We start from the raw sequence: 13,320 nt of genomic DNA, 5'->3' as shown, positions 1-13,320 counted from the left end.
GCATCCCGATCGATGAAACATGGATAACCACAAGGAGGAGAACATGGGTATCCGCAATTACACGATTGCCATAGCAACGGCGCTTGCAACGAGCGTTTCACTCTTCGGCATAAGCGCGCAGGCAGAAGACGTGAAGTTGACGCTGTGGTCGCTCGACCGCGACATTCAGCCAGCGCCGAACCTCATCAAGGAATTCAACGCGCAAAAAAACGGCATCCAGATCGAGTATCGCCAGATACAATTCGATGACGTGGTGAGCGAAGCGATGCGCGCTTATTCAACCGGCAACGCACCTGATATCATCACCATCGACAATCCCAACCATGCGATGTTCGCGTCTCGAAAAGCCTTTCTCGACCTCACTGACATGATTGCCAAATCGACGGTTATCAAGCCTGAGAATTACTTCCCCGGCCCGCTCGCCTCCGCAACATGGGACGGCAAATATTATGGCGTGCCGAAAGCCACGAATACGATTGCGCTCTATTACAACAAGGATTTGTTCAAGGCCGCTGGGCTTGACCCGGAAAAGCCACCGCAGACTTGGGATGAACTGCTGGAAACGGCAAAGAAGCTGACCGACCCGTCCAAGAATGTGTATGGCATCACCTTCTCGGCCAAGGCCAATGAGGAAGGCACCTTCCAGTTCCTGCCGTGGGCACAGATGGGCGGCGCAACCTATAAGTCCATCAACAGCGATGGTGCGGTCCGTGCACTGACGATCTGGAAGCAATTGCTGGACGGCAAGATGACGTCTCCCGATACGCTGACGCGCAGCCAGTGGGATTCCACGGCAACCTTCAACGCGGGGAATGCCGCCATGGCCATCTCCGGTCCATGGGAAATCGACCGAATGCTGGCAGAGGCAAAATTCGATTGGGGCACCGCCTTGCTGCCGGTTCCCCAGCAGGGTGCCGAGCGGTCTTCGGCCATGGGTGACTACAACTGGGCGATCTTCTCCAATACCAAACACCCGGAAGAGGCCTTCAAGGCTCTTGAGTTCTTCGCCTCCAAGGATGCGACGATGTACAAGGATTTCGGCCAGATCCCTGCCCGTTCCGATCTTCCGATCCCGCCAACCGGCAATGCGCTGAAAGATGCGGCACTGAAGACCTTCGTGGAACAGCTGAAATATGCCAAGCCACGCGGCCCCTCGCCCGAATGGCCGAAGATTTCCAAGGCTATTCAGGATGCCATCCAAGCGGCGCTGACCGGACAGATGGAGCCGAAAGCCGCGCTCGATCAGGCAGCCGAGAAGATCAAGCTCATCGAAGGCTGAGGTTCGACCGCCTGCCTTAAGAAACCGATGGCATGCGTGCCATCCACCCTTCCTCCCGGAGGGAACTGCCTGACGCTTCGGTGTCGGGCGGTTCCCCACCGGCGCATACGAGGTTTCCATGAAAAGGATAGTTTCCAGCATCACGGATGGGCGCGGCTTCGATATCGGGCTGGTCGGTGTTCCCTTCGCCTTCCTGTTCGTTCTGGCTGGCCTCCCGCTGCTCTACAATATCTTGATGAGCTTTCAGGAAGTGGACATGTTCAGCCTCGGAAGCATGATCCGGCCCTTCGTAGGCTTCAAAAACTACATCGATCTTTTCAAACAACCCGAAACCCTGCCCATTCTCTACAACACCGTCATTTTCGTGGTCGGCTCCATCGCCGGCCAGTTTCTCGTCGGCTTCGGCCTCGCGCTGTTTTTCTGGATAAAATTTCCCGGTTCTTCATGGCTGCGCGGACTGTTTCTGGTGTCCTGGGTCATGCCCGGTCTGGTGGTCGGCGCGATCTGGAACTGGATATTGTCGGGTGATTTCGGCGTTCTGAACTTCTTTCTGCGCGAAAGCGGCCTGATCGACAGCAATATCTTCTGGCGCTCAGATCCGCATTTCTCCCTATGGGCCGTCATCCTTGCCAATATCTGGCTCGGCACGTCTTTCAACATGATCCTGCTATCTGTCGGCCTGTCGTCCATTCCCGACGATCTCTATGAGGCTGCGGAGCTTGATGGTGCCAACGCATGGCAGCGCTTCTGGACGATCACGTTGCCGATGATGCGCTCCACCATCGGTGCGATCATTTCGCTCGGGCTGATCTTCACTTTGCAACAGTTCGATCTCTTCGCTGCCATCACGGATGGCGGGCCGAACAACTCCTCCAATGTCGCCCAATATTGGGCCTGGGACCTTTCCTTCCGGCAATACGACTTTGGCAAGGGCGCGACGATTTCGGTCATCATGACCGTCTTCGTGATGTTTGCGGCCATCGTCTATGTGCGCTCGACACGTCATGAGGTGCGCGGATGAGTGAAACTGGCCGAAATCGCCTGATGCTCGCAATCGCCATCATCATGGCGGCCATCTATCTGTTTCCTCTTTACTGGATGTATATCACGGCGCTGAAAACCGGCTCGGAGATGTTCGCCACGCCGCCAAGCTTCTGGCCATCGACAGCACAGTGGAACACCTTCGTCTATGTCTGGGAAAGCCGGAACATGGGCCGTTATCTCTGGAACTCGACGCTGATAGCCTTCGGCTCAGTGGCGCTGATCGCCGTTCTCGGCACCGGCTGCGCCTATGTTCTGGCGCGGTATCGCAATGGCTGGGTGGATATCGGGCTGTTTCTCATCCTGATGCTGCAGGTTCTGCCTGCATCTCTGATGATCACGCCGATCTTCGTCGGCTTCTCGCAGGTCGGTTTGCTGGATTATCCCCGCTTTGCCGTCATTCTGGCCATTGCGGCAAAAAGCATGCCCTTCTTCGTCGTGCTGGTTCGAGCCACCTTCATGGCCGTTCCGATGGAGCTTGAGGAAGCCGCGCTGGTCGATGGCAATTCCCGCATCGGCGCGTTCATCAACATCGTGCTGCCGCTTGCCCGCAATGGCATTCTCGTCAGCGCCATTCTCATCTTCATGCAGGCCTTCGGAGAGTTCGTCTATTCCAAGTCGATGATCCAGAATGTCGAGTTGCAGCCCGCAAGCGTCGGCCTCAACTCCTTCATGGGTCCAAACACCAGCGAATGGAACAACATCATGGCCTATGCCACCATGTATGTGACCCCGATCCTTGCCATCTTTGTCCTCTTGCAGCGCCGCATCGTTTCCGGCCTCACATCGGGAGCTCTCAAATGACCAACCAAATCGAATTGTCGGGCGTCAACAAATATTACGGTGCCTATCACGCGCTGAAGGACATCGATCTTACCATTCGCAAGGGTGCCTTTGTCGCACTTGTCGGGCCATCCGGTTGCGGCAAGTCTACGCTTTTGCGCTCCCTTGCAGGGCTGGAATCGATCTCGGCAGGCGATCTCGTCATTGCTGGCGAAAAGATGAACAACGTGCCGCCGCGCAAGCGCGATCTGGCGATGGTGTTCCAGTCCTATGCGCTTTACCCGCACATGACGGTCGAGGAAAACCTGACCTATAGCCTGCGCATTCGCGGCACCAAAAAGGCAGAAGCCAGAAAAGCGGCAGAGGATGTGGCGGCTATTACCGGCCTGTCAGACCTGCTGCATCGTTATCCGCGCGAGCTCTCCGGCGGACAGCGCCAGCGCGTTGCGATGAGCCGGGCGATTATCCGCAACCCAAAGGCCTTCCTGTTCGATGAGCCCCTATCCAACCTCGATGCCGCCTTGCGGGTGCATATGCGCAAGGAAATCAGAGCGCTCCATGACCGGCTCGGCGCGACATCGGTTTACGTCACGCATGACCAGATCGAAGCGATGACGATGGCCGACCATGTGGTCGTGATGCGCCAGGGCGTGATCGAACAGCAGGGTCAACCGCTTGAGCTTTACGACCGCCCCGTGAACCGCTTCGTTGCAGGCTTCATCGGGTCGCCTGCCATGAACTTCATTCCGGCGACGGCGGGAGCGGATGGTAAAACACTCATTCTTGATCTTGGAGAGCAGCAGACGATCAATCTGCATCGCACCATTCCTGCCAATCGAAAGCTTATTGTCGGGTTGAGGCCTGAGCATCTCATAATTGCCGAAAACAGTTCTGGTGCGCTGAACGTACCGGTCGCGATGGTGGAATCGACCGGCTCAACGACCTATGTCACCACCGCAACGACGCCTGAATGTGTCGTGGTGGTCAACGGACGTGTGCCGATCAGCAATGGACAAACCATAGGCCTGAATTTCGTGCCGGAACACATTCACCTGTTTGATGACGACACGGAAATGCGGATCGAATGACGACAGCAGAGTGCCGACGCACCACCCCGAATTGTGCACCACACAAACAAACACTTGGCCACTTCCGCTCTATTTAGGCTGCCTCAAACTCGCCGCGTCATGGCTGATGCTTGCTGGTTTGAATCGATATTTTAAAACGCAGAACGCCACTAGACAAATGTTCGACATTGGATGCTCAATTGAGATGCGTTTTTTCTCAAATTTCCCGTCTGAAGAATAGGATTCCTCGCAACCGCCCCAAGGTTTGACTAGGTTCCGCAGGAAATCAGGAGCCTTCGATGTTTTTCAAGACCTTTCCCAAAGCCGTTTTCTTCGGACTGTCTCTCACACTTGCAGCATTGGCATCCACTTCGGCGTCGGCAGATGCCACACTCGATCGCATCAAGGGGCGCGGCAAGCTCACCGTGGGCGTCATTCTGTCCGGCGCGCCGTTTGGTTTCATCGATCCAAAATCGCAGGAACAAAAGGGTTACAATGTCGATCTTGCCAAGGCCCTGGCTGCTGATCTGGGCGTAGAGCTTGAAACCGTCACCGTTACGCCTCCGAACCGCGTGCAATTCCTGCAGCAGGGTAAAGTCGATATCCTCATCGCAAACATGCAGTACACCGAGGATCGCGCAAAGATTCTTGACTATGTTCCTACGCCATACGACCGTGCAGGCGGCGCCGCTGTCGTGCGCAAAGACAGCGGCTTGAAAGACTGGGCCGATCTCAAGGGCAAGCCGGTCTGCATCTCGCAGGGCTCAAACTACGCGCAGCCGCTTGCTGAGGAATATGGGGCAATCGTCAAGGGTCTGCCTAGCCAACCGGAGTCCCTGCTCGCCTTGCAGGGCGGCAACTGCGTCGCCGCAGTCCACGTCGGCGCGACTGTCGGTCTGTTGCTTGTCGACCGCGCTGATGAGTGGAAAGACTATGCCATCCCGTTTCCGACAGAACTCATCCCATCGGATTCTGTGATATGGCTTCGCAAAGGCGAAAAAGACACACAGACGGCGCTTGATGAAACCGTGAAGAAGCTCCACAAGTCTGGCAAAATGCTTGAGATGGCGAAGGCAAACCGCCTCTTGAACACAAAGTATCTAGAGGAAGAAAACAAGAAGCTTTCTGCTGCACAGTGAGCATCCAACAGCGGTAAAGCCTCATGCAGGATTTGGACTTGACCGGCCTCTTCGTCGCCTTGACGGGGAGGCTGGGACTTAATTACGAGTTTCTGACGACAGGTTATGAAGCGCAGATATGGCGGGATGGTTTCCTGACAACGCTTTATCTGGTCGCCATAACGATACCCGTCAGCCTCGTCTTTGGACTGATCTTTGCCGCCTGCCTGACATCGGGCAGGCTTTGGCTTTCTGCGCCGGTGCGCGCGTTCGTAGAACTCACCCGCAATACCCCCACACTCGTGCAACTGATGTTCAGCTTCCTCGTCCTGAACACCGTGGTGTCGAATATGGTCGGGGGAGCACAAAACAATCCGCTGTCTCCGTTCTTCTGGGTTGTCGCCGTTGTCGGTCTCCACGTCGCCGCACTGCATGCCGAAGCCGTCCGCGGCGGCATCGAGGCGGTGCCCTCGTCCATGGTAGAGGCTGCACGGGGTATGGGGTTCAGCCGGTTCGAAATATTGCGCTACGTGCAAATTCCGCTCGCTTTACGAGCGTCGCTACCGGCTATCGTCAACGGCCTGATCAGTCTGGTGAAATCGACGACTGTTGGAAATGCGATTGCCGTCAGCGAAATTACATATGCTTCGATCATGGTCTGGACGCAGCGTGACAATGTGGTTGAACTGATGATCGTTCTTCTCGCTTTTTTCAGCCTTATCAATTTCGTCATTGCCCGTCTGGGCGCATGGGTGGAACGTAAACTCGCCGTGCCGGGGTATGGACTATGAGCAATTCTGCGCCCCCCACGACGAAACAGACCGGCCATATTTTGCGCTATCTCGGCTTCGTGGCCATGCCATTGCTGGTCATCGCATGGTCGCTGATTGATCCCACGCTTGGCAGGGAACTGGTAGACTGGATACCCTACCTCGCCTCCGGTTTTTCGATGAACATCCTGATCACGCTTTGCGCGGTCACGCTCGGAACGACCGCGGGCATTCTGCTCGGCCTCATGCAACTGGCACCTTACTGGGTGATCCGGTGGCCCGCAGCGATCTACGTCCAGATTTTTCGCAATGCGCCCGCTCTCGTGCTGATCTTTGCCACGACCTACATCTTTCCTTTCGAGATCGTTTTGTTTGGAAACTACCTGCCCTTTCCTGATTGGATAAAGGCCGTTATCGGGCTTGCCGTGCTTGCCAGCGCCTATATTGCGGAAATCACGCGTGGCGCCGTGGTTTCCATACCGACGACGCAATGGGAAGCCTCCAAGGGGCTGGGCTTTTCACGTTTGCAGGCGCTGCGCTTCGTCATCCTGCCACAATGTATCCGCCGTTCGCTTCCGGCCTGGATGAACGTCGCCTCGTCGATTGCCATGGGTACCTCGCTTGCGTCGCTGGTGGGTGTCCATGAACTCATGCATGCGGCCACCGATGCCAGCACCGCTGTAAGACGTCTCGACTTCACCGTCATCGCCTATGTCGTGGTCATGGCGGCGTTCTTTACGCTCTGCTACCCCATCGCTCGCCTCACCCGTCGTTTGGAACAGCGCTTCAGTGCGGGGTAAAGGATTCATCTCATGAACACATCCACAGACACCGCGATCGTAAAGCTGGAAGACGTACACCTGTCTTTCGGGCAAACAAGCGTTCTCAAAGGCATCGACCTAACTGTCAACAAAGGTGATGCTGTCTCCATCATCGGACCGTCAGGATCTGGAAAATCGACGATTTTGCGCTGCATCAATGCGCTGGTTACGCCTCAGAGCGGAAAGATCACGGTGGCTGGCACCCGGGTCGACGAACTGACAAAAGAAAGCGAACGGATAGAACTGCGCAAACGTGTCGGCATCGTTTTTCAGCAATATAATCTCTTTCCGCATCTGACCGTTCTCGACAACATCGTGCTGGCACCCACACGCATTCTGGGAGCAGACAGAGCAGCGACCACCAAGCTTGCTCGCGAGTTGCTGGAAAAGGTACGGTTGTCGGAAAAGGCAGATGCCTATCCGGGTCAATTGTCCGGAGGTCAGCAGCAGCGCGTGGCGATTGCCCGCGCACTCGCCATGAAGCCTGAACTCGTTCTTTTCGATGAAGTAACATCAGCGCTGGACCCGGAAACCGTAGGGGAAGTGCTGTGGGTCATCCGCGACCTTATTCGCGATGGCATGACGAGCATACTCGTCACACATGAAATGCGGTTTGCCGAAGAAATCAGTGATACCGTCGTGTTTACAGAAAACGGCAGGATTGTTGATCACGGTTCGCCGCGCCAGATATTCCACACCTCCGAGAATCTACGTATCCGACAGTTCGTAGGAGGTTTGAGCGGCGCACGCAGCGCAGTCGGTCATGGTGAAGGAATATGACCATGTCGAACGCTCCTCTCACCGCGGCGTTTGCCGGAGCAATCGCCGCATCCGATCCGAGCGATGACGAAATCGCCATGCAGACGGCCCGCGTCGCAATCATCGATTTTCTTGCGTGTGCGATTGCAGGCGCTACAGATCGCACCACCGATATTCTGATCGACACGCTTGGTCTCCTCCCTGGGCAATCGGTGCTTATTGGTCGGGGTCACAAGACTGATCCCTATAATGCGGCGTTGATCAATGCGTATGCGGGGCATGTGCTCGACTATGACGACGTTCATGCGAGTGTCCGCGGCCACCCCACGACGGTCATCGTTCCAGCTCTGCTGGCTTTTGCGGCAGAGCGGAGTTTCAGCGCCAAGTCTTTCGTGGCGTCCTATGTGGTCGGACTGGAGTCCATGGCGAGGCTTGGGCTTTCATTGGGCTCCAAACATTATGAGAATGGTTTTCACGCCACAGCAACACTTGGACCCGTCGGAGTAGCAGCCGCAATCTGCCATCTGACGGGCGCTTCAGAACACGAAACAGCGACTGCGCTTGGCCTCGCCGCAACGCAGGCTTCCGGGTTGCGGTTACAATTCGGGTTTGATGCCAAGCCGTACCATGCAGGAATGGCTGCCCGCTCCGGTCTGTTGGCTGCGCGTTTGGCCGCCAGGGGTTTCAGTGGCGCTCCAGATTTCCTTGATAATCCAGTCGGGTTTCATTCCGCTTATGCCTTTGGCGCCGGAAAACCGGAATTGACCGTACAAAGCTGGGGACAGCCATGGCAGATCGTCCAGCCCGGCCTTACATTGAAGGCCTATCCCTGCTGCACGGCCAGCCATCCCGTCGCCTCGCTCGGCATTGATCTCCACCACGAAGGTCTGACCGCGGATCAGATAGAGGCGATTACACTGACCTACCCGCCCGGGGCCGATGCTGCTCTGGTCGTGACCAATCCGACCAATGGCATAGAGGCCCGCTTCAGTCCGGAATACGTATTCGCTACTGCTTTGCTCAACGGCGCACTCAGGCTCGACCACTTCGACGACCAGCCGGTCAGCGATCGCATCATGGCGCTGGCGACCCGCGTCAGTCGTCGTCACGATGAGACCGCGCCGCGCATGTCGAGCGATCCGAAGACACGGTTCGTGGTGCTTGATATCGCCCTTAAGGATGGGCAAACAAAAACCCGTCGTTTCGACGGTTTACCGGGCGTCACCGATCCATCCGACAAATTTCGGACCGCAACGAAAGACAGTACCTCTTTCAGAGACATTCCAGAGCTTGTCCGCAGCATGAACAGCGAAGCAGACCTTGCTTTGCTGCTCTCCCTGCTTAACCAGCCCTCCATTTGACGAGACATTGCAATGAGTACCAAAAGACAAATCCACCTCGGCCTTTTCCTGCAAGGAGCTGGCCACCACGTCTCCGGCTGGCGGCATCCGAAAGCCGAAGCCGGCAGCGAAAATTTCGATTTGTTGCGCCGTGTTTCTCAGACGGCCGAACAGGCGAAATTCGACATGGTTTTTCTGGCGGACGGGCTGACAAGCGGCGTTGACGCCCATCCCTCCACGATAGCTCGCTTTGAGCCCCTGACATTGCTGGCTGCGCTGGCACTTGTGACGGACAAGGTCGGTCTTGCCGCGACCTCATCGACAACCTACGGCGAACCGTACCACACGGCACGGGCATTTTCGTCCATAGATCATCTCAGCAACGGTCGCGCCGCGTGGAATATCGTAACGACATCCTATGCCCGCACGGCCAATAACTTCTCCAAGTCGCATCCAGAACACGACGAGCGGTACGCGGTTGCCGAAGAATTCGTCGACGTGGTACGCGGACTCTGGGATAGCTGGGACGACGACGCTTTCATCAAAGACAAGCAGAGTGGTGTCTATGCCGATCCGTCGAAGGTCCATGTGCTCGATCACAATGGCAAATATTATTCGGTAAAAGGCCCGCTCAATATTCCAAGGTCGCCTCAAGGGCATCCGATCCTCATTCAGGCCGGGTCTTCCGGCCCCGGCCAGGATCTCGCTGCTCGCACGGCTGACGTCGTCTTTACCGCTCAGCAAAGCCTTGCCGAGGCGCAGGCATTTTACAAAAGCCTCAAATCACGGGTCGAGAAATTCGGCCGCCAGGCGCGCGATGTCGCTGTCATGCCCGGCTTTTTGCCGGTCATTGGGAAAACATCGAAGGAAGCTGCAGAGAAGCTTGCCGAACTTGACCAGTGGACCGATCTGAAAAGCGCGATGCCGCTCCTCGAAGAGCGTATTGGTGACAGCCTGACCGACTACGATCCCGATGGTCAGTTGCCGGATTTGCCAATCTCCGACCAACTGCGAAGCCGCGCCGAGCTTCTGACCGCACTTGCGCGACGGGAAAATCTGACAATACGGCAATTGGCTCTGCGTGTCGCAGCGGGACGCGGTCACCACATCGTCCTCGGTACGCCCGTAGAGGTGGCTGACCGTATGCAGGAATGGTTTGAAAGCTACGCAGCTGACGGCTTCAACATCATGCCTCCCTTCTTCCCCGAAGGGCTTGAAGACTTCACGCAACTCGTCGTACCCATCCTCCAGGAAAGGGGTCTTTTCCGCAAGGATTATGAGGGCTCGACCCTGCGCGATCATCTGGGCCTGAAGCGTCCGGCACTATAAGGTGCAGCTGCCTGCGTCCGGGCCTGCGATCAACGGGCCTGGAACCTCGCGCCAATCCGTGTTCAAAATAGACCCGGAGGATTGCATATGCCATCACATCTGCGCGCCATACAGCTAACGACCATCACAAGCCTTCTGATCGCCATTGCCGTTCCATCGGTGGCGGTCGGAAGCGACACCCGGCAGCAAACGCAGCCGGACGGGGCCACGTCGATGACGGTTCTTCGGGATTTGTGCCGTCACGGCAGCGCAGAAGCATCGCCCACAGCGGACGCGAATGCCATTCTCGAGCAGCACAAAAAAGCGCGGGAAGCGTGTGACAAGCTGGTCGATACGGCAGGGCTTAATGGCCGAGACCTTGCGGAAGCTCTGCTGGACAGGGCCGATCTCGCTGCGCCGGAAACGGGAAAAGCCTACACCCAAGCCATGGCTGATTACGAGCGCGCCATTGCCCTGGTTCCCAACCTGGCGGATGCCTATTGGCGGCGCGGCAAGGCAAATCTACTCTATGCTCGTGATCTGACCGCAGCGCTGCGCGACCTCGACACTGCAATCCGACTTGAACCCTCCAACTCGCAGTTCTATGTGACCCGAGCGTCTATCCAGAGCTGGAATGGAAGACCCGAGCTGGCGATGAGCGATCTTAACCAAGCACTCAGTCTTGACCCTGAAAACGTACATGCACTCACCAATCGCGGTCTTGCCTATTCCAACGACGGCAACAACTCTCGCGCCATCGCCGATTTCGACGCAGCTCTCAAACTCGCCCCTAACGATTCCGGAGTTTACGGCTTTCGTGCTGCCGCCCGCAGACAGGCAGGCGACGAAAAAGGCGCGAAAGCCGATGATGAGAAGATGATGGAGCTATGGCTGAAAGGTGACCAATAGGCATGGCTGTCTTGCACAAGCGGGATTTTCTCATCGGCGGGGCCGCATTGGCTGCCTGGGCTCTCTCACGAGAAGGAATGGCTGCGTCCAATAATTCGGTTGATGCCGATGCCCTTGCGGCTTTACGCCCGGGCATACCCGTTTCCGCGGTCGAAAAAGCGATGGGATCAGGCTGGCGCGCGCCCGCTCCACACAAGGGTGGCCTGATCGACATCATGGAGAGATCGGTCGGTGTGATCGTACAGATCGATAAAAACGGTCTGATCGGCAAAATAGAATTCAACTCGCGTTTCGACCACACCGTCGCTGGCGTCCCCATGGGCATATCGCTTGCCGAGCTTCCCACCGCAGTGCCCGACATCCAGATTGGGCCTGAAAGCAAAGTTCGAAAAGGCGCTCGTTCCGCAACGAAACAGTTGCCCGAGGGGCTTCTCACTGCTCACATCACATTCGACACCGTCTACGGTATCAGCATCGTCAATCCCAAAGCCGAATATAACGAGGCAACCGCACCGCCCTACCCAGCGCCGCACGGCTCTGTCGGAGCACCTTTTTCGGACGTGAATCTCAAACTCGCGGCGATGTCGGCGCTTCTGGACGCTAAAATGCTTGATCTCGGCACACCAGAAGAACTCGCAACTCACGTGCTCGGACGTCCGGTCGATCTGGAAGAGGAAGGTTACGATCTCATTCCCGAGGCGCTGGATTATCTGGCGCACTATCCTTTGACGGACGAACTGCTCGCCGCCATCGAGACGATGGAATTCGACGGCGGGGCGACGATCTACCCGTTTGCCTGGTATTTCTGGAGCGGTGAGGAAAGCGTCTTCGACATCAAGGATCTCTTCGGCATCCGCTTCTGTCCCAACCTGAAAAGTTTTTCGGTGATTTCGATGATCGAGGTGGTCGATCTCCGCGCTCTTGCTCCGCTGGCGAAGCTTGAAGAGCTCAGCGTCAACGTTCCCACGCAGAATACCGAAGCATTGCTCGACCTTCCTGCCCTGAAAAAGGCTGGCCGATTTTCGGGCGACCCTGCTGCAGCCACTGTTTTGGAGACGCTGGAGAAGCGGGGCGTGCAGGTATACTAGCTGTTGGGCAGCAGGCGGTGAAAGACGGCGGAGTCGGTGCCCCGCCGTCGATTGCAGAATTAGAAGCGGTAGTTGACGCCACCCTTGACGACGTTGTCGCTGATATCCGTATGCGATGCGACGCCGTTGCTGAACGTGCGGACATCGTCCGTGGCCACGTAGTTGTATTCAACCTTGGCTGAGATTTGTGGCGTGAAGCGGTGTTCGGCACCGACACCCAGAAGGTAACCTTCCTTCATGCCATCAGGACCAATGACGTTTCCACCGTCGCGCAGGCTTGTGACTGTGACACCTGCGGTGCCATAGACCAGCGTGTCGTCGAGCTTCACACCGGCCTTTGCCTTCAAGGCAGCGCGCCAGCGCTCTTTGAGGTTGCCGTTCGGAACTTTCACCTTTGTATCGCCGAGATGCGTCGCTTCGAGTTCGCCGCCGATCACGGCCGGGCCGAGATCATAGTCGTAGCCGCCCTGGACGCCGAGTGCCAGGCCTTTGCCACCTTTGAAGGGATTGGCGCTCGGCATCGCCGCGCCGATATGACCACCTACATAGGCACCTGTCCAGGATGTCGACGGAGCTTCGGTGTAAGCCGGAGGGCTTTCGTAGGACGACAGATCGGCCGAGAGCGCGGGGGACGCCGCAAACGAAACGAGGGCTATTGCTGCAACAGATTTCAGGGTCTTCGACATTGGTTACTCCAAACATTATCCATGCGAGACGGCCCGGCTGGCCTCTCAATCTTCAAAACGCATCCGCAACTGCGCGTCTGACTGCCGTTTGGTCTGAAAATGGCACAAAGATAAGACCCGTTCCTCAATTCCATTCAATTTTAACTAAAACTTTAATGGTATGGATAACAGCACGTTAATTTTGGCCGTCCGCTCAAAGCCAGAGGACCACGCGCTCCCTTTCATCTTCCAAAAAGGTGAAGCATCGACGAAAATGGAGGCCGGAATTATTCATCGAAGGCACTGCTTCGACGTGCTCCAACCAAGCTGTTTTCCCGTAATAACCTGAGAATTCGAGCAGGTAGAACCTCT

General features: G+C 56.6%; 13 protein-coding genes. 12 read left to right on the top strand and 1 reads right to left on the bottom strand.

Annotation, left to right across the window (positions count from 1 at the left end; all coding sequences use genetic code 11):
* Positions 1 to 43: 43 nt before the first annotated feature.
* From ASF29_RS03160 to ASF29_RS03105, 12 genes are all read left to right on the top strand, one after another.
* Positions 44 to 1,279 carry a sugar ABC transporter substrate-binding protein gene (locus ASF29_RS03160; RefSeq protein WP_062448676.1) on the top strand — a complete coding sequence of 412 codons (1,236 nt, stop codon included), beginning with the start codon at positions 44 to 46 and terminating at the stop codon, positions 1,277 to 1,279.
* 118 nt (positions 1,280 to 1,397) lie between these two features.
* A complete protein-coding gene (locus ASF29_RS03155; RefSeq protein WP_062448389.1) occupies positions 1,398 to 2,300 on the top strand; it encodes a sugar ABC transporter permease in 903 nt (300 codons plus the stop codon).
* Positions 2,297 to 3,124, top strand: a complete 828-nt coding sequence (locus ASF29_RS03150; RefSeq protein WP_062448387.1) for a carbohydrate ABC transporter permease — start codon at positions 2,297 to 2,299, stop codon at positions 3,122 to 3,124. Before ASF29_RS03155 ends, ASF29_RS03150 begins: the two co-directional genes overlap by 4 nt.
* A complete protein-coding gene (gene ugpC, locus ASF29_RS03145; protein WP_062448385.1) occupies positions 3,121 to 4,191 on the top strand; it encodes a sn-glycerol-3-phosphate ABC transporter ATP-binding protein UgpC in 1,071 nt (356 codons plus the stop codon). The genes ASF29_RS03150 and ugpC overlap by 4 nt, the downstream gene beginning before the upstream one ends.
* Before the next feature lie 278 nt (positions 4,192 to 4,469).
* A complete protein-coding gene (locus ASF29_RS03140) occupies positions 4,470 to 5,309 on the top strand; it encodes a transporter substrate-binding domain-containing protein (protein WP_062448384.1) in 840 nt (279 codons plus the stop codon).
* A 23-nt stretch (positions 5,310 to 5,332) separates the two neighbouring features.
* Complete coding sequence (locus tag ASF29_RS03135) at positions 5,333 to 6,079, top strand: amino acid ABC transporter permease (protein ID WP_062448382.1); 747 nt, start codon at positions 5,333 to 5,335, stop codon at positions 6,077 to 6,079.
* Positions 6,076 to 6,858, top strand: a complete 783-nt coding sequence (locus ASF29_RS03130; protein WP_062448380.1) for an amino acid ABC transporter permease — start codon at positions 6,076 to 6,078, stop codon at positions 6,856 to 6,858. Before ASF29_RS03135 ends, ASF29_RS03130 begins: the two co-directional genes overlap by 4 nt.
* A 12-nt stretch (positions 6,859 to 6,870) precedes the next feature.
* Positions 6,871 to 7,659, top strand: coding sequence for an amino acid ABC transporter ATP-binding protein (locus ASF29_RS03125; RefSeq protein WP_062448378.1), 789 nt, complete (start codon positions 6,871 to 6,873; stop codon positions 7,657 to 7,659).
* Positions 7,656 to 8,999 (top strand): MmgE/PrpD family protein, encoded by a 1,344-nt coding sequence (locus ASF29_RS03120; RefSeq protein WP_062448376.1) that lies wholly within the window; start codon positions 7,656 to 7,658, stop codon positions 8,997 to 8,999. The genes ASF29_RS03125 and ASF29_RS03120 overlap by 4 nt, the downstream gene beginning before the upstream one ends.
* Positions 9,000 to 9,011: 12 nt before the next feature.
* Positions 9,012 to 10,307 carry an LLM class flavin-dependent oxidoreductase gene (locus ASF29_RS03115; RefSeq protein ID WP_062448375.1) on the top strand — a complete coding sequence of 432 codons (1,296 nt, stop codon included), beginning with the start codon at positions 9,012 to 9,014 and terminating at the stop codon, positions 10,305 to 10,307.
* Between the two features lie 87 nt (positions 10,308 to 10,394).
* Positions 10,395 to 11,195: a tetratricopeptide repeat protein gene (locus tag ASF29_RS03110; RefSeq protein WP_062448373.1), complete on the top strand. Its 801-nt coding sequence runs from the start codon at positions 10,395 to 10,397 to the stop codon at positions 11,193 to 11,195.
* Positions 11,196 to 11,197: 2 nt separating this feature from the next.
* Positions 11,198 to 12,283, top strand: coding sequence for a hypothetical protein (locus ASF29_RS03105; protein ID WP_244473467.1), 1,086 nt, complete (start codon positions 11,198 to 11,200; stop codon positions 12,281 to 12,283).
* 59 nt (positions 12,284 to 12,342) lie between these two features.
* On the opposite strand, the gene ASF29_RS03100 is transcribed toward ASF29_RS03105, so the two are convergent.
* Positions 12,343 to 12,969: an outer membrane protein gene (locus tag ASF29_RS03100; RefSeq protein ID WP_062448371.1), complete on the bottom strand. Its 627-nt coding sequence runs from the start codon at positions 12,967 to 12,969 to the stop codon at positions 12,343 to 12,345.
* Positions 12,970 to 13,320: the final 351 nt, after the last annotated feature.

The organism is Rhizobium sp. Leaf262 (assembly GCF_001422245.1).
Classification (GTDB): Bacteria; Pseudomonadota; Alphaproteobacteria; order Rhizobiales; family Rhizobiaceae; genus Agrobacterium.
Note: the sequence above shows the minus strand (reverse complement) of the source record. Positions and strands in the feature narration are given on the sequence as shown.